Origin of the sequence: Fulvivirga ligni, from assembly GCF_021389935.1 — a bacterium.
GTDB lineage: Bacteria > Bacteroidota > Bacteroidia > Cytophagales > Cyclobacteriaceae > Fulvivirga > Fulvivirga ligni.
Window position 1 is genome coordinate 519,267 of the sequence record NZ_CP089979.1, and the last position, 16,108, is coordinate 535,374.

The 16,108-nt window shown below is 38.3% G+C and carries 16 protein-coding genes and 2 tRNA genes; 6 read left to right on the plus strand and 12 right to left on the minus strand.

The genetic code is table 11. The features are described 5' to 3' along the window. Positions 1 to 37: 37 nt before the first annotated feature. From arsM to LVD16_RS02325, 11 genes are all read right to left on the minus strand, one after another. Complete coding sequence (gene arsM, locus LVD16_RS02275; protein ID WP_233771964.1) at positions 38 to 1,009, minus strand: arsenosugar biosynthesis arsenite methyltransferase ArsM; 972 nt, start codon at positions 1,007 to 1,009, stop codon at positions 38 to 40. A gap of 2 nt (positions 1,010 to 1,011) precedes the next feature. Next, on the minus strand, positions 1,012 to 1,830 hold the full coding sequence (locus tag LVD16_RS02280; RefSeq protein ID WP_233771965.1) for a purine-nucleoside phosphorylase: 819 nt from the start codon (positions 1,828 to 1,830) through the stop codon (positions 1,012 to 1,014). A gap of 13 nt (positions 1,831 to 1,843) precedes the next feature. Further along, entirely contained in the window at positions 1,844 to 2,899 is a 1,056-nt protein-coding gene (gene arsS / locus LVD16_RS02285) for an arsenosugar biosynthesis radical SAM (seleno)protein ArsS (RefSeq protein ID WP_233771966.1), read from the minus strand. 13 nt (positions 2,900 to 2,912) lie between these two features. After that, entirely contained in the window at positions 2,913 to 3,248 is a 336-nt protein-coding gene (locus LVD16_RS02290; protein WP_233771967.1) for an arsenosugar biosynthesis-associated peroxidase-like protein, read from the minus strand. Positions 3,249 to 3,395: 147 nt separating this feature from the next. Further along, positions 3,396 to 4,358: a lytic transglycosylase domain-containing protein gene (locus LVD16_RS02295; protein ID WP_233771968.1), complete on the minus strand. Its 963-nt coding sequence runs from the start codon at positions 4,356 to 4,358 to the stop codon at positions 3,396 to 3,398. Between the two features lie 149 nt (positions 4,359 to 4,507). After that, positions 4,508 to 5,266 (minus strand): LOG family protein, encoded by a 759-nt coding sequence (locus LVD16_RS02300; RefSeq protein ID WP_233771969.1) that lies wholly within the window; start codon positions 5,264 to 5,266, stop codon positions 4,508 to 4,510. A 167-nt stretch (positions 5,267 to 5,433) separates the two neighbouring features. Continuing rightward, a complete protein-coding gene (locus tag LVD16_RS02305; protein WP_233771970.1) occupies positions 5,434 to 6,339 on the minus strand; it encodes a TIGR01777 family oxidoreductase in 906 nt (301 codons plus the stop codon). A gap of 100 nt (positions 6,340 to 6,439) precedes the next feature. Next, positions 6,440 to 6,949 carry a hypothetical protein gene (locus LVD16_RS02310; protein WP_233771971.1) on the minus strand — a complete coding sequence of 170 codons (510 nt, stop codon included), beginning with the start codon at positions 6,947 to 6,949 and terminating at the stop codon, positions 6,440 to 6,442. Positions 6,950 to 7,170: 221 nt separating this feature from the next. Further along, on the minus strand, positions 7,171 to 8,349 hold the full coding sequence (locus tag LVD16_RS02315; protein WP_233771972.1) for a beta-helix domain-containing protein: 1,179 nt from the start codon (positions 8,347 to 8,349) through the stop codon (positions 7,171 to 7,173). A 21-nt stretch (positions 8,350 to 8,370) separates the two neighbouring features. Then, a complete protein-coding gene (locus LVD16_RS02320) occupies positions 8,371 to 11,118 on the minus strand; it encodes a TonB-dependent receptor (protein WP_233771973.1) in 2,748 nt (915 codons plus the stop codon). Between the two features lie 190 nt (positions 11,119 to 11,308). Further along, on the minus strand, positions 11,309 to 12,301 hold the full coding sequence (locus LVD16_RS02325; RefSeq protein ID WP_233771974.1) for an AAA family ATPase: 993 nt from the start codon (positions 12,299 to 12,301) through the stop codon (positions 11,309 to 11,311). Between the two features lie 142 nt (positions 12,302 to 12,443). Here LVD16_RS02325 and LVD16_RS02330 point away from each other — a divergent pair, with 142 nt between their 5' ends. Continuing rightward, positions 12,444 to 13,136, plus strand: coding sequence for a metallophosphoesterase (locus LVD16_RS02330; RefSeq protein WP_233771975.1), 693 nt, complete (start codon positions 12,444 to 12,446; stop codon positions 13,134 to 13,136). Here LVD16_RS02330 and LVD16_RS02335 read toward each other — a convergent pair. Continuing rightward, complete coding sequence (locus tag LVD16_RS02335) at positions 13,133 to 14,503, minus strand: exonuclease domain-containing protein (RefSeq protein WP_233771976.1); 1,371 nt, start codon at positions 14,501 to 14,503, stop codon at positions 13,133 to 13,135. The genes LVD16_RS02330 and LVD16_RS02335 overlap by 4 nt on opposite strands. Positions 14,504 to 14,656: 153 nt before the next feature. On the opposite strand from LVD16_RS02335, the gene LVD16_RS02340 reads away from it, so the two are divergent. The 5 genes from LVD16_RS02340 (at position 14,657) to LVD16_RS02360 (ending at position 16,079) form a co-directional block, all read left to right on the plus strand. Beyond that, positions 14,657 to 15,190 carry a YkvA family protein gene (locus LVD16_RS02340; protein ID WP_233771977.1) on the plus strand — a complete coding sequence of 178 codons (534 nt, stop codon included), beginning with the start codon at positions 14,657 to 14,659 and terminating at the stop codon, positions 15,188 to 15,190. Positions 15,191 to 15,201: 11 nt separating this feature from the next. Further along, entirely contained in the window at positions 15,202 to 15,411 is a 210-nt protein-coding gene (locus tag LVD16_RS02345; RefSeq protein WP_233771978.1) for a YtxH domain-containing protein, read from the plus strand. Further along, the gene (locus LVD16_RS02350; protein ID WP_233771979.1) at positions 15,411 to 15,755 is read left to right on the plus strand and encodes a phage holin family protein; all 345 of its coding nucleotides are present in this window, start codon (positions 15,411 to 15,413) and stop codon (positions 15,753 to 15,755) included. Before LVD16_RS02345 ends, LVD16_RS02350 begins: the two co-directional genes overlap by 1 nt. Before the next feature lie 98 nt (positions 15,756 to 15,853). Then, positions 15,854 to 15,926, plus strand: a tRNA-Gly gene (locus LVD16_RS02355). 68 nt (positions 15,927 to 15,994) lie between these two features. Further along, a tRNA-Leu gene (locus tag LVD16_RS02360) sits at positions 15,995 to 16,079 on the plus strand. The last annotated feature ends 29 nt before the right edge of the window (positions 16,080 to 16,108 follow it).

Genomic DNA, 16,108 nt, shown 5'->3' on the forward strand with positions numbered 1-16,108 from the left:
TTTCTCTTCTTTAAACATACAATTGAACTGATGGGTTTCAGCAGCAACCGCCACCATCATAAAAATAAGTGCTTTCTGAAATGTAGATATCCTCACGTTTCAAGTCAGCAAGTGCCTTAGCTGTTTTATCACAAACTGCCAGGGGCTGGTTAGGCATCAGCACATGGCCTTTTTTATCATCAAAATATTCTTCATCACCAAAATAGATAGCTGCCTTACCTGTAAATACACATGGACCATCTGAAGGCATAGGATCCTTAATGGCGCAGACTTCTACACTTTCAATGAAAATTCTCTGACTAGTATTGTAGTGCTTAGGATCCAGAATTCTATAAGGTCTTTTGGCTCTTATTTCTACGGTTCCAAAACCTGCATCGGTGATTAATTTAATGTATTCAGAAAGTGGCAGCGCACCGCTTAAACACAGCGCTCTTAACTCCTCATCATTTTTTAGTTCTTCAGGCATGGCCTGATCACAAATAGGATCTGAAAGCACCAGTCTACCGTTCGGCTTTAGCACTCGATACATTTCAGCTAATGCAATTTTAAGGTCTTCTGTGGTGAAAATATTAAAAAGGCAATTTTGTGCAGCAACATCAATTGAGCTATCTTCTACAGGTAGATTTAAGGCATCTCCCTCTCGAAGATCTATGAAATCTGAGCTGAACCAATCATTTTGTTGTTCCGCTTCTTTAAAATTCCTTTCACTGGCAGCCAACATTTCAGGCACCACATCTAAACCTACAACTCCGCCTTGCTTCCGGCTAAAATATGAGAACTGCAATAATTCCATTCCTCCGCCAACACCGACATAAAGGACTGTGGGATCATTCACCAAGTCCCGTGGATGGACTGTGCTACCACACCCATAGTTCATATCCAGCATCACTTTGGGTATAGAAAGACCTGGCAACTGCCATACGGGAGTAGTGGTACAGCAAAGACCTACATCAGGCGATTCTGCTGCTTTCTTATATACATTTTTGGTGGTTTCTAAATATGAACTCATCTCTATAGTTTCTCTATTAGTTTTATAAATAGGGCAGTTAATTTCACCTCTGCTTTTCCAGCAATAGCTATAATCTCTTCAATACTCACCGGTTTTAAATTATCAGGGTCGCAATCATCTGTAAGCACAGACACGGCACAACATGGCAAGCTCATATGATTAGCCACTATCACCTCTGGCACAGTAGACATGCCAACCACATCGGCACCAATCTTTCGCAGGTATTTGTACTCCGCTCTCGTTTCCAGATTTGGACCTGTTACAGCCACGTACACTCCTCTGTGCAGTCTGATGTTATGGTCATACGCCAAGTCCATTAAAGTATTTCCCAGATGCTCATCATAGGGCTGACTCATATCTGGAAACCTTGGGCCTAGCTCATCAATATTGGGTCCTACTAAAGGATTTTCAGGTTGAAGATTGATATGATCTTCTATGAGCATAAGATCACCTTTTTCCCAGGCCAGATTCATATTACCTGCCGCATTGGAGACTAAGAAATGCTTCACTCCTAACATTTTCATTACCCTCACAGGGAACGTAACTTGCTGCATGGTATAGCCCTCATAGTAATGAAAGCGTCCCTGCATAGCCACTACTTTTTTACCGGCAAGCTCTCCATAAATGAGTCTGCCATGGTGAAACTCAACAGTAGCTTCAGGGAAATGAGGAATATCTTGGTAAGCTATCTCTGCCTTAATATCAATTTCCTCAACGAAGGTTTTTCCTAAGCCTGTGCCCAAAATTATACCTACCTCGGGCGAATCGAAACCCTGACCTTGCAAAAAGCTGGTGGTTTCTCTTATAGTTTCTAATGTCATTTCAAAGTATATACTATGCTACGGTACCCTGGCAGCTAGATCCAGCTCCGGCGGTGCAGCCATAGCAATGTTGGTTGATTATTATATTTCTATTTTCAAGTTTGTTCAGATCGAAATCTTTAATGTGCTGGCCTGCTGCTTTCTCCACCTTTAAGTCTAGCATTTGATTAAAATCACAATCATATAAATACCCTTCATAATCCACGGAGATAGTATTTCTGCACATTACCCCCTTCACTGCAGCAGGATTAAAAGACATCACCAGCTTTTCCATGTAATCTTCGTAATTATCCGATCTTAAAAGAAAATCTAAAAAGCGGCTTATGGGTAAGTTAGTGATTGTAAAAAGGCTATTGAAGTCTATATTATAATTTTCTTTCAGCTCTTTTTTAAAATCCCTTTCCAGCTGAGACTGATCACCTGGCAAAAAAGCTCCGCTGGGGTTGTAGACCAAATCAATAACTAGTCCTGATCCTGCCTGTCCATAACCGACCTCATTTAACATTTGCAGGGCTTTTATCGACTTATCAAAAACGCCTTCGCCACGTTGTCTATCAGTTTTATCTGGCTGATAGAAAGGTAAAGAAGACACTACCCTAACATTATTTTTCTTGAAGAACTCAGGTAAATCATGATATTTAGGGTTGGCTAGTATAATAGTGAGATTAGATCTAACTATGATTTCTTCAACACCGGCCTTGCACGCCTCCTCCACAAACCACCTAAAATCTGGGTTCATTTCAGGAGCTCCACCAGTAAGATCGAGTGTATGTATATTAGTTTTCTTTATGACATCTATACATTGCTGCATAGTTTCTCTAGTCATGATTTCCTTTCTATCAGGCCCGGCATCTACATGACAATGCTTGCAGACCTGATTACACATATAGCCCACATTTACCTGAAATATTTCTATTTGACCTGGTTTTAGAGGAAACTCATTTATTGGCTCCAGCTTATTCTTAAAAGTAGGCAGAGTACCATCCTTAAAAATACCATTAGAGAGCACCTGTAATTGCTCTCTTGTATCAGAAAGTTTATGTTGTGTAGCTTGAAGTGACTTAATCATAAAGGATTTTTAATTACATGGAAAGCTTTTTTGCTTTATTCATCATCTGCACACTGTGTACTAATGATGCTCCACCACGGATGGCTGTAGTGACATGCACGGCTTCCATCATTTGCTTTTCGGTAATTCCTTTTTCTAATGAATCAGATGTATACGCATCTATGCAATAAGGACATTGAATGGCATGCGCCACGGCTAAAGCAATTAAAGATTTTTCCCTGGCTGTCAAAGCTCCTTCTTTAAATACGTCTCCGTAATAGTCAAAAAACTTCTTGGCCAGCTCAGGGCCGAAATCTGCTACATCTCCAAATTTCTTAAGGTCGGCGGGATCGTAGTAGGTTTTTTCCATGGTTAGTGATTTACGTAAGTTAAATTTCGATATCTGGAAAGATAACAGAAAGGTGCCAATTGTGTTAGCGATCGACCTATAATGTAAAGGATCTGTCAGCCAATGGACAGATCACTTTCCTAACTTAATTTACGAAATCTTTTACTACTATGGATTAACCGGGATAGCGATTTTATAGGTTTTATTTCTAGACACGTCTAAATGGTCATCTCTTAACCATGGATTATGTCTTTTCAATAACTTGTAGTTAATACCCTGATCATGGGCAAAAGCGATAAGGTCTTTGATGTCGTGATCTACCTCAACATAGCGAAGTTCTTCGGCATCATAAAGGTGTTGTTTTTCGATGTTGAAGCCATATTTTTTGGGGTGCTCAATAATCTCTTTTATGGCCAAAATCCTAAACACGTAGCGTGATGTTTCTTCGTTAAGTAAAAGATCATAGTAAGAATCTACTTTTTGGTTATCAATGGCTCTTTGTAACCCTGCCATGCCACGGTTGTAAGAGGCTGCCACGCTAGTCCAGTTACCGAACTTATTGTATGACTTTTTCAAGTATTTGCAAGCTGCCTCAGTGGCTTTTAGCGGATCATACCTTTCATCCACTTCTCTATCTATCTCAAGTCCGTTTTCTTCTCCTGAAGATTCCAATATTTGCCAGAAACCAACTGCATTAGCCGGAGAAACCACGTTAGCAAACCCACCTTCTATGGCTGTGAGATATTTAAAATCATCTGGAACTCCGTTTTCTTTCAGAATTTCTTCTATTTGAGGCAACCAACGATGTGCTTTTTTAATAAGTACAATGGTAGAACTATGCCAGTATGTATTAATAAGCAACTCACGGTCAAGCCTTTCTCTTACATCTGGAATCTCCAAGGGCACTCGCTCACCGGCAAAACTAATCTCTGTTGGTATATCTAAAGAAACAGCATTTAAATAACCTGTATATTCTCCCCCGGGTGCGTGATCTACCTGATAAAGTGGTAAATTATTCTGACGCTGTCCTGAATCAGTTCTGCTGAGCTCGGCTCTGTTATTATCAAACTTAATGTAGAAACATACAATTACGAATGTGAGAAACGACAGAGCGTGGGGAATGTATTTCATAGATTTTTACAGATTAAAAAATTAAACACCTGAAACTATTAATTCTAAGAGCAATTAAATAGTTCCTAAATTATACCTGTTGGAGGAAATAAATCTATGAAAAAGAAAAGAGAAGAATGCCCTTTGATCAGGCAATTCTTCATAAAATTTTAAAAATTTGGAGAAAGGAGATATTTGTTATAAAAATCGTCAATAACATCTACTGCTTCTTTCTCAGTTTCAACTATTTTGAAAAGGTTAAGGTCCTCTTTACTTACGTTATTAGCGGCGTTTAGCATCGTGTTTTCAATCCAATCTAAAAGTCCGCCCCAGTATTCTTTACCTACCAAAACAATAGGGAATTTACCTATTTTCTTGGTCTGAATAAGTGTAAGTGCCTCAAACAATTCATCAAGAGTACCGAAGCCACCTGGCATTACAATAAATCCTTGTGAGTATTTAGTGAACATTACTTTTCTCACGAAGAAATAATCAAAAGTGATCAGTTTATCTGGATCTATGTAATCATTTCCCTTTTGTTCAAACGGCAAAATGATGTTCAGCCCCACGGACTTACCACCCTCAGCCTTAGCTCCTTTATTAGCAGCCTCCATAATTCCAGGACCTCCACCCGAAATTACACCATAGCCATGTCTTACTAACTTGGCGGCTATGCGCTCAGCCATTTTATAGTATTTGTGATCGTTGCGAGTTCTGGCAGAACCAAAAATAGTTACACAAGGACCAATCTTAGCTAACTTCTCGAATCCTTCTACAAACTCTGACATTACCTTGAAAATCACCCAAGAGTCATAGCTCTTAATTTCATTCCAGTCCTTCTCTTCAAACGCACGGATTATTCTTTTCTCGTCTTCCGTTAGGTCTTCAAAGTTTTCAATATGTTCTTGTTTTCTTTTTTTTCCTTTCATAAGTATTAGTGTTTTTCATGAGGGGCATACAACGACAAAAAATCTTCCTTCAGCTGTTAATAATTGGGAAACGCGCAAAATTTTCGTCCATTTCGATGCCGCTAAAAATTAAAACAGCCGATAAACATAATTAATTATGCTTTGATTACAAACCGACTGTAAATGATTTAAGACAGAAGATCTTTCAAAGCATCTTCTAAATGAGGGTATTTAAACTGATAGCCAGCATTTTCTATCTTTTCGGATGATACCTTACTTCCTCCTAATAACATAGACGCCATTTCTCCTAATGCTAATTTTAAAGCAAAAGCAGGAACTGGAGGTAAAAATGCAGGTTTATGTAATGCTGCCGAAGTAGCTTTAGTAAATACTTTATTCGTAACCGGGTGCGGCGCCACTCCATTATAAGCACCCTCTAACGGGTTTTCCATAGCATAGATAAACTGGTCACATAGGTCATCTATATGTATCCAGCTCATATACTGATCTCCTGATCCCAGTGGCGCATTTAAACCAAATTTAGCAGGCTTGGCAAGCTTCTCCAATGCTCCTCCCTCCACGGACAATACAAGACCAACTCTAATCTTCACCAGCCTAATACCCTGATCAGCAATCATATCGGCTTCTGCCTCCCAGGCCTTAGTTACAGTGGCCAGAAAATCATCGCCAAATCGGCTGTCCTCTTTTTTTAGGACTCCACCGCTGTCAGATCCATAATATCCTATAGCTGATGCAGAAATTACAGCCTTTACAGAATGATCGTTATCCCTGAGAGTATCCTTAAGCAAGGCAGTAGATTTAGTTCTACTCTCTAACAGAACTTTCTTCCGCTCCTTATTCCATTTTTCATCTGCAATACCTGCACCGGCCAGATTAATAATGTAATCGGTTCCTTGTAAGCATTCCGTATCAATAGTTTGTTTTTGGATATCCCAGGCATAAGCTTTCACACCCTTTACTTTTTCCGGAGAACGAGAAAGGTATTTTACAGTGTAGCCCTGGTTAACAAGAAGTTCAGTAAGTCTGGATCCGATGAGTCCGGTTCCGCCTGTGATGAGTACTGTTTTGGTCATGAGTAATTTTTTCTACCAATGATAAAACGAACTCAAATGGGAAAGGTTTAATTAGGAATATGTAAAAGCCGCAGCATAATTTGGCTGCGGCTCTATTCACTTACTTATAAACGGTATATACAATAACACCTGCATTGGTTCCTTTACTACAAGGCCATGAAATTACATCTCCAGATATAAATGCTGCACCATTACCTGCTGCAGTAGTTACATGACTTTGAAGATTATTCATATAATGATCTAGGTTAATATCATCATCACTATCTACATAATAAGAGAGACCTAAGTAATAGGTTTTAACTTCTCCTGAAGGAGGCCAAACTCTGTTATATGTAGTGCAATTTTGAATGAAGTACTCTACTTCAGAAGTTGCTTCACTGCCGCACTGCACATCATTACCAAGAATACAACCTACTCGATCCAAATTAGATGAAGGCTTAGGAATACTGCTTAATTCCTCCTGACTGGCTTTTCGTGTTTCTACTTTACCAATCAGATCGGTCAAGCTGGTCTCTGGTTTAGGATTCTCTGCCAATTCACTTTCATCGCAAGAGCTGAGACTGGCAAAGGCAATTAATGCTACGAAGAATAATTTAAATAAGTTTTTCATAATATTATTTGGTTTAAATTGATATGATTAAATTAAATAATATTATAATCTTATTTAACATGTAAAAATTACTAATATGTTATATAATTAATACCTATATAAAATAAAAAGGACAACCATTTCTGGTTGTCCTCATATCTAATATTGACGTAGCAGATTTCTCTGATAGTGGTGTATTATTTGGTTGCAGCCACACCAACCTACGCCAATACTATATTATTTTAGTTAAGAATGCTTGTCCAAGAGAACAGAGCAGCATCAACTCCACCTGTCTCACCTTCTGTAGCATTTACAGTCACCTCATTATCTCCAGATTTAACATCTTCGATATCAACTGTACCTGCTCCCACAACAGTAATAGTACCGCCTGCAGCATGACCTTTGTCATCTGTGCAATCTACGAAGTCGCTAGCTGTAGCAACATCAGACACAAAACCGTTTGTTATTGTAATAGAAGATCCTCTTCTTACTTTAATAAGGTCTGCAAAATTTGTAGTTTCATCTTCATTGATGATAGTTAAACCATTAAAAGTTACGTTAGACTGGCCTTCTTGGTCAGGTGAATTTCCATCTAAGTTTCCGTCACCTTCAAGACCTCTTACATCTTCTGACTCAGCAGTAAAACCTGACTGTCTGATTCCGTATGCGTTGGTAATTGTACCTTGGTAACCTTGAGTCCAGTCAAACATATCATCTCTGATATTCACCGCCAAAATGTTTTTAACATTTACACGACCACCGAAGAATTCTACAGCGTCATCATCACCATAGTTAACGGCAATGTTCTCAATTGTAGTTCCAGATCCAACAGCATAGAAAGTAAAGCCGTTAAATTCTTTCTCACCATTGATACGAGCTCCAGTATATTCAAGGATCATGTATTTAATGATACCTGAGTTATCATCTACTTTATCTCCACCATAAGATAATGGCAATACTTCTGTAGTAGATGTTCCTCCACCGCTAATTGGAGCAAGACCATTTACAATGAAACCACCCCAGTCACCTGAACGTGGATTAGAAGCAGCTGAAGTTATTACGATAGGATTAGCGGCTGTACCTTCGGCCATAATTTTAGCACCAGTTTCGATAACAACATACACGTTTGTACCCCCAGCGATAGCCTTAATAGTTGTACCAGCTTCTATGGTTAAAGTAGCACCAGACTTTACTGCCAATGGCCCAGTTAAAGTCCATTCTGTAGCTGCGTCTAATTTAATATCTGCTGTTACAGATCCTTTTAAATCTGTAGCAACTAAATCGGGATCATTCTGACTTTCAATGATACCATCTCTTGTAGGCTCTGGATTATCCTTACCTCCATCATCATCACCACAAGATGAGAACACTAAAAGTCCTGCAAGTGCCATTAACGAAAGAAATTTCGAAGCAATTTTCATAATTAATAAGTTGTTTAGAGTTTAAAGTTTAAAGGTTAATCCCAAAGAAATCTTAGCTCCTCTTTGAAAATTTTGGATCACAAAACTTTCACCACTTCCGATATCTTGAGATAACTTATATTCAGGGTCTAAGATATTCTGTGCTTTGAAATCAACTTGAAAATTTTTGTTAAATCTATATGAAGAAATTATGTCCAAAGTAGGTATACCTTTTTCCATAATGTTATCTCTATCAGCAGTACCTATTGTATAAATACGATCACTGAAATAATTGAACACTAGTGCTGCAGTTATGCCTTTGTTTTCAGTTTCTGACTTGTAAGAGATATCAGCATTTAATAAAAGGGGTGACGCACCTTCTAATTCAGCCTCATCATGCGTGAAAAGAACGGTAAGTTTATCATCTGGATCGTCTTCTAACTTTTGCTTGGAGTACAGATAAGAAGCATTAGCTCCAACTGAGAACGAGCTGAATTTATCACCTGTCTGCTTCTCCCAAATTTTCTTCTGGAATTCGAGTTCTATACCTGAAACATCAGCGTTACCTGTATTGACATAAGATAATTCTGTGGCTGCTGAAGTTACTAGAACACGATTGATAGCATTTTCAATATGCTTATAGAACCCAGTTACAGCAAATAGATTCCCCTTACCAAAATACTTTTCAAATTTTAAATCAACATTATAGTTATCAGCAGGCTTAAGATCTGGGTTACCAAAACTTGAGAAGTTAACGTCTTCATATAAGAACGGAGCTACTTCCTTAAACTGCGGGAAAGTGTATGATTTACTAGCCGCTAGTCTAATAATGTCATTCTCTGATATTGAATACTTTAAATTAAAACTCGGAAGGATGTAGTTAGGGTTTCTTTCTGACAAGTTTTCTCCATATTCATTACGGTCCTGGTTGAAATCCCAAATTACTTCCTGTCTAACTGTCTCATATCTTACTCCGGCTCCTAAAACAAATCTATCAGAAAGCTCATAGTTGAAGTTAGCTATAGCAGAGTGAATAATCTTAGATCCGTCATAGGTATCTGGTGCGAAAACATCAATCTGCTCTTGATTAAATCCACGAGTAGTGATTAATCTAAAGATATCATCATTAATTGACTGCTGATTAAATAATGTAGCATCTGGGTTATTAATATCTACAGGTGCCTGGTTAGCGAAATCAAAACTGAATTGTCTATACCCGAAATTTCTTTGAGTATTTCTGTAAGAATAACCTAACTCAAATTTACTAGCTCCATCTTTATCACCTTTTAATGCATAACTAAACACAGCTTCTGCATTAACATCATCCTCCTCAAGAGTTGAGAAGAATCTGTGATTTAAGCCAGCGCTACCAGCCGCCACTGAATATTCACCAGTGTTTTCATCTAGCAAGAATGTGTTTGTTCTTCTATCTGGCTCGGATCCTCTAATAGAGTTGAATGATCCCGCCAAGTTTAAATTAATCTTATCAGAAAGAGAAACATCTGCTAAAAGCTGATTCACAAAAAGATCATTGTCATTTACCTGTTGTCTTCTAATAAAAGCAGACCTACCATCCACTTCTGTAAGGTTTTGTGCCTGACCAGCATACTCCCCAACCATTTGGCTGTTATTGTGGATGTACATGGTATTATAAGACAAATCTATATTACTCGTCAGATCATAGTTAAAATTACCCATGAAGATCTGAGCCACATTGTAATCGAAAGCTTTGTAAGTATAATCTCTACCAGCTCCACCATCTGAGCTTACTGCTGATCTTGTTATACCTTCTTTATATACATATTCATTTTGCACTGATGCTACTAAAAATGCATCTAGCTTATGAGAACCAATATCTAGTCTTTTTCCACCACTTACAGAGAAAGAGCTGTTAAGTGGCATGCTTACAGTAGAGGGCTTAAAGCTATTGTTAAAATCATACTGAGTAAGATCAGTAATAGGGCTCTCCTCACTTAAGCCTGTTCCTAACATATTTGAACCATCCGGACGAAGGAAATCCTGGCCAACAGAACCTGTGTTCAGCCCGGCAGATAAGCTTACTCTTAGTTCCTGATCTTCGAATAACTCTTTAGAAACTATGTTAATGTTAGCACCATCAACATCTCCAAAAATTGACGGATTAAATGTCTTATTTATATCTACACTATTGATAATACTGGTAGAGAAGAAGTCTAAAGAGATGTTTTTATACTCAGGATCTTCTGATGGAAGAGGAAGACCGTTTAATGAAGTAGAATTATATCTATCTCCTAATCCTCTTACAAATACGTTTTTAACACCTTCTTGCTTACTAACACCAGTAACCTTTGTTACCGCTGCCTGAGCATCACCAACTCCTTTTCTAGACAGTTCTTGAGCTCCAATGCTTTGCTTAATTTCGACAGCATTTTTTCTTTCTAAAAGAAGAAGATTTTCAGAAGTTTGATCAGCCTTTGCAGTTACCACTACTTCTTCCAACTGAACATCGTCCGTTTGAAGCAGAACAGTAAGTTCAACTACCTCACCAGCTCCAACAGTCAGATCCTGAATTTTGAAATTAGCGTAACCAATAAAAGTAGCGATAAGGTTATAAGTTCCTGGCTCTACCTGGAATTGGAAATTCCCCATGATGTCAGTAGCAGCACCTGTAGAAGTACCTTCTACAAAAACATTGGCACCGATGATTTCTTCACCGGTCTGTTTGTCTTTCACCAAACCTTTAATAGTCCCTTTCTGAGCCATAGCTGTTATGCTCATTAGGGATAAAAACACGATTAATAAATTTTTCATTTTTGCAACCAAATTAAATTCGCTGCAAATGTGAGGTTTAATTGTTAAGTGAAGCCGACGCTGATATTAACTATTTGTTAAAGAAAGTAAAAGCTGGTTTACCCTAATATTAACAAAAAGCCACCCTTGTAATGAGTGGCTTCGCATTTTTTACGATTAGAAAGAAATAGCTAATATATTGCTATATTAACTAATTGTTAATTGGTATTTTATTCAATATTCTCTCTATAATTTTATGTGTGCTGATATTGTCTGCTTCAGCCTCATAATTAAGAATTATTCTGTGGTTAAGCACATCCGGCGCTACTTCTTTGATATCTTCTGGCAGTACATAATCTCTACCTTCAAAGTAAGCTATAGCCTTGGCTGCCAGGTTTAAATTAATTGTAGCCCTTGGCGATACTCCAAACTGAATGTAGTCAGCCTCATTATTTAAGCCATATGCTCTAGGGTCTCTGGTAGCATATACGAGCTCTACAATGTACTTCTCTAAAGATTCTGAAATAGAGGTCTGGTTTATCTCATTTCTAATAGCAAAAATATCTTCTTTGCTTAAGACTGTATTTACAGTGTAATCGAAAGTCATGTTAGAAATTCTACGCATTACTTCAAGCTCTTGCTCTTTCGTAGGATAGTCTACATGTACTTTCATCATAAATCTATCTACCTGGGCTTCTGGTAAAGGATAGGTTCCTTCCTGATCTACTGGGTTCTGGGTAGCTAGTACCAAGAAAGGCCTGTCTAACTGGAAGGTGGTTTCACCAATGGTCACCTGCTTCTCCTGCATTGCTTCTAGTAAGGCTGACTGCACCTTAGCTGGGGATCGGTTAATCTCATCAGCCAGGATCATGTTGGCAAATATAGGACCTTGCTTTACTTCAAAATTGGATTGCTTCTGATTATAGATCATAGTACCAATTAAATCTGCTGGTAATAGATCTGGGGTAAATTGTATTCTCTGAAAATCTAAATGTAATACTTTGGCTAGCGTGCTTACAGTAAGGGTCTTGGCTATACCAGGGACTCCTTCCAGCAAAATATGGCTCTGCGTAAATAAACCTATTAAAAGTCTATTGATCATGGCCTCCTGGCCCACTACCACTTTTCCTACTTCAGAAAATACTTGTTTTATTTTATCTTGATGCTCTCTCTTCTTATCTACTGTGGTTACTGATTCTTCCATTCCTAAGATTGGTTAAGTTTATGAGTACAACTGTAAAACTATTGCAATAATATATATTTAACGAAAATATTTTTACAAAGGGTTAGCTTAGATACTAACCGGTTAATTTTTAACATTTATTCATGTATCTTATAAGTAATTTATGAGACGTTTTGTTATTGGAGATATACACGGGGCCTATAAAGCCCTTTCGCAGTGCCTGGATAGAGCTGATTTTGACTATGAAGAAGATAGGCTGATCTGCCTGGGTGATGTGTGCGATGGCTGGCCAGAAACCAATCTGGCCATAGAGGAGCTGATGAAAGTTAAAAATTTAACCATGGTGAAGGGCAATCATGATTTTTGGGCTGAAGAATGGGCCCGAACAGATAAAGCCGATGAATTATGGCTCAATCAGGGAGGAGCCGCCACGGTAAATAGCTATTCTAACGAAATGCCAAAGAGCCATTATAATTTCTTAAAAAAGGCCTTTTTATATTATTTAGAAGATAATACTCTCTTTGTGCATGCTGGTATAGAAACGGGCATTCCTCTGGAGGCTCAAGGTTCTAATATATTCATGTGGGACCGCTCCTTATTTAAAACCGCCTACGAATCATACTTGAAAAATGACAACACCCAACTATCTGTGTATGATGAAATATATATAGGCCACACTCCTATTCATAATTATCAACACCTTAAACCTTTAAAAGCATGCGAAGTATGGTTTATGGATACTGGCGCCGGCTGGGACGGGGTGTTATCCCTAATGAATATAGATACCAAGGAAGTTTATAGCAGCGACAAGGTAGACACGCTTTACCCTAAAGGATCTGGCAGAATTAAATATTAATCAGCCACTTCTATAATCTGTGCATCAGAACTATTGGCATAGCTCTGAATATAATGGTCAATCTCCACCGTGGTTTTGTAGTTTTTCACAAAAGTTTTAACATCATCCAGGTTTGTGACCTGCATATCTTTACTGCAGAAACCAAAACCATGGTAGGCGCCTTTTTCCACCAATACCACGGCCTGTTCATCTTCAGTTCTGCCTGAGCCTAATATCACAAAGGACTTTTCTACATTATAAAAAGACTGAATGGCTTCCGCCACCTTCGCATTATAGACTTCAACAGATTCTTGCCCACCGCAAGCTCCTTTACATTTGCCTATGGGCACATCATAGCAAGCACCATCACTCTTTTGAATACCTGAAAGTTTCGGGCATAGTTCATATTCCTTCACCTTATCTATCACAAAATACCAGGCATCATTGTGGGCATGAAAAGTCATTAATGGCATAAGTCCTTTTACACTTTTACCTATGTTAAACCTTAGATAGCCATCTCTGTCTTCATATTTATAAATAGCCCAAGGGTTGCTTTTCACTTTCTGGGCTCTGTTGTATTTGGGCCACAGCCTCTTAATCTCCTGAGATTCAAGCAACAATGCCACCAGTTCGTTCCCTGTAAGTTCATAGCTGATGTGATGAATCTCATTTCTAATAAACTGATTCCTATTGTTTTTACTAGTGCCTGAGAAATGTCCTGTAATTCTTTTTTTAATATTAATGGCCTTACCCACATAAATAACATTGCCATGCTGGTCATGAAAATAATAGACTCCTGGCAGTTCAGGTAGGTTTTGAAATTCCTCCTTGGGTAAATTAGGAGGTAAGGTAGTTTCCTTAGAATTTCTTTTTAGTGCATCTGCAATTATCTCTGGAGATGACTTTACCATTTTATCAAACAAAATGACGGTAGCATGTGCATCTCCACCAGCTCTGTGCCTATTTTCTATATTAATATCCAGCTGAGCGCATAGATTGCCTAACCCATAGGACCTTAAGCCAGGGAATACTTTTCTACTCAAACGTACAGTGCACAATCGCTTCGGACTGAAAGAAAGGCCTACATCTTCGAATTCCTTTTTTAAGAAAGAATAATCAAAGTGTACATTATGGGCTACAAATATTTTATCAGCCAGCAACTCCTGTAGCTTCTCTGCCACCTCCCCAAAAACCGGAGCACTGTCTACCATCTGCTGGTCTATGCCCGTAAGACCAGAAATATATGCGGGTATAAATTGCTCAGGGTTGATAAGGGTTTCATAAGAATCAATCACCTTCTCCCCATCATGGATGAAAACGGCTACTTCTGTAATCTTTCCATTACCAGCAAAACCTCCGGTAGTCTCTATATCTACAATTGCGTACACTCTACTAAAATAAAAATTGTGGTGCTTTTTCCCTCATCCTGATTTAAACATCTACAGCCTGCCAGTGTTAAAATTGTAAAAACAGCCATAAACTGTGATTTACCAATTTTTTAATTAACTTAATTAAGGCACGGTATTTATAATAATATTATCATGGCGACAACTAAAACAACAACCAATAGTAAAAAAGGCACAAAGAAACCTTCAAATAAAAAGAAGACTTCTGAGCCCCAAAATAAACAAACGGAGACCACAGATAATTCCAAACTAACAGCAGTTTTGGAATCTAAGGCTTTTGCTCTTGCTATGAATATTGCTGAAAAGATATCATACAGTAAGAGTAAAATTTTTAGACTGTTACAGCATGCCTTCGAAAAACTAAAAGACGAAAGTAACAGAAATAATATTCAGCGTGATTTCAAGCATAAAACGGCTGTTCTCATTAGAATGGTTAAGGCTTATTACAAGCGCGAATACACCAAAATACCGACTGGTGCATTACTGAGAATTATTGCTGGTCTTGTATATTTTGTATGGGTACTGGATGTAATACCTGACTTTATTCCAATTCTAGGCTTAGCGGATGATATTGCCGTAATAGTTTGGGTTTACAATGGAATAAGCGATGAAATAGACGCCTTTGAGCACTGGGAGTCATCCAACGCAATTAAAATAGATAACGAATAAACACCAACACCATGGACAACGGAAACACAAAATTCTTAGCTGGCCTAGCTGCCGGTTTAGGAATAGGAACAGTATTAGGTATTTTATTAGCGCCTGAAAAAGGCAGCGAAACCTATAAAAAAATTGAAAGTACAGTAAAAGATGTAGCAAATGACCTCGTCGATTTCGGAGTTGAAAAGGCCAAGTCTCTTACTAAAGAAACAGAAAAAGCTGCCAAATAATGTCATTTCTGAGCCGCATAGCCCGTAAGCCCATAGATTTAGTAGAAAATAAAGTATCTAAGTTAAAGTCACAAGTAAAAGAGGAAATCGAAGAGGCAGTCTCTAAGATGGCCTTGGTGGCTGTGATGATGATCATGCTGTGCTTTGCAGTACTTTTCGCAAGTATTGCATTATCACTTTATCTGAATGAGGTGTTAGAGTCCTCACTTATGGGCTATTTAGTGGTTTCTCTGGTATATGTAGGAATCTTTTTAATCTTGTTTTTAGCCAGAAATAAGAATATTATCTTCCAAAAAATGAAGGAGTTTGCCTCCTATTTATTTGGTGGACAAAACTTCAATTAAAATTTTTTAATTTTTTTCTGCCTAACCCATTGCAAATTAAAAAGGCTTATATAAATTTGCACTCCACTTAGCGGAACAGCCACTAAGAAATACAAAAAGCGAGAATAGCTCAGCTGGTAGAGCACGACCTTGCCAAGGTCGGGGTCGCGGGTTCGAATCCCGTTTCTCGCTCAAAAAATCGACGCCTGCACACGAGCAGGCTTTATTTTTAACGACAATTTGGCTACGCTGTAGCTGACGCCCGGGTGGTGGAATTGGTAGACACGCAGGACTTAAAATCCTGTGACCATTGTAGTCGTGCGGGTTCAAGTCCCGCCCCGGGTACGCAAACCCCTGTTAATCTTTAGATTTTC

Excerpts from the sequence above, each read along its gene's own strand:
- arsM (WP_233771964.1), bottom strand. The coding sequence starts at position 1,009 with ATGAGTTCATATTTAGAAACCACCAAAAATGTATATAAGAAAGCAGCA.
- LVD16_RS02310 (WP_233771971.1), bottom strand. The coding sequence starts at position 6,949 with ATGAAAAACTTATTTAAATTATTCTTCGTAGCATTAATTGCCTTTGCC.
- LVD16_RS02325 (WP_233771974.1), bottom strand. The coding sequence starts at position 12,301 with ATGGAAGAATCAGTAACCACAGTAGATAAGAAGAGAGAGCATCAAGAT.
- LVD16_RS02295 (WP_233771968.1), bottom strand. The coding sequence starts at position 4,358 with ATGAAATACATTCCCCACGCTCTGTCGTTTCTCACATTCGTAATTGTA.
- LVD16_RS02290 (WP_233771967.1), bottom strand. The coding sequence starts at position 3,248 with ATGGAAAAAACCTACTACGATCCCGCCGACCTTAAGAAATTTGGAGAT.
- LVD16_RS02305 (WP_233771970.1), bottom strand. The coding sequence starts at position 6,339 with ATGACCAAAACAGTACTCATCACAGGCGGAACCGGACTCATCGGATCC.
- LVD16_RS02300 (WP_233771969.1), bottom strand. The coding sequence starts at position 5,266 with ATGAAAGGAAAAAAAAGAAAACAAGAACATATTGAAAACTTTGAAGAC.
- LVD16_RS02340 (WP_233771977.1), top strand. The coding sequence starts at position 14,657 with ATGGCGACAACTAAAACAACAACCAATAGTAAAAAAGGCACAAAGAAA.
- LVD16_RS02320 (WP_233771973.1), bottom strand. The coding sequence starts at position 11,118 with ATGAAAAATTTATTAATCGTGTTTTTATCCCTAATGAGCATAACAGCT.
- LVD16_RS02330 (WP_233771975.1), top strand. The coding sequence starts at position 12,444 with ATGAGACGTTTTGTTATTGGAGATATACACGGGGCCTATAAAGCCCTT.
- LVD16_RS02350 (WP_233771979.1), top strand. The coding sequence starts at position 15,411 with ATGTCATTTCTGAGCCGCATAGCCCGTAAGCCCATAGATTTAGTAGAA.
- LVD16_RS02280 (WP_233771965.1), bottom strand. The coding sequence starts at position 1,830 with ATGACATTAGAAACTATAAGAGAAACCACCAGCTTTTTGCAAGGTCAG.
- LVD16_RS02345 (WP_233771978.1), top strand. The coding sequence starts at position 15,202 with ATGGACAACGGAAACACAAAATTCTTAGCTGGCCTAGCTGCCGGTTTA.
- LVD16_RS02315 (WP_233771972.1), bottom strand. The coding sequence starts at position 8,349 with ATGAAAATTGCTTCGAAATTTCTTTCGTTAATGGCACTTGCAGGACTT.
- arsS (WP_233771966.1), bottom strand. The coding sequence starts at position 2,899 with ATGATTAAGTCACTTCAAGCTACACAACATAAACTTTCTGATACAAGA.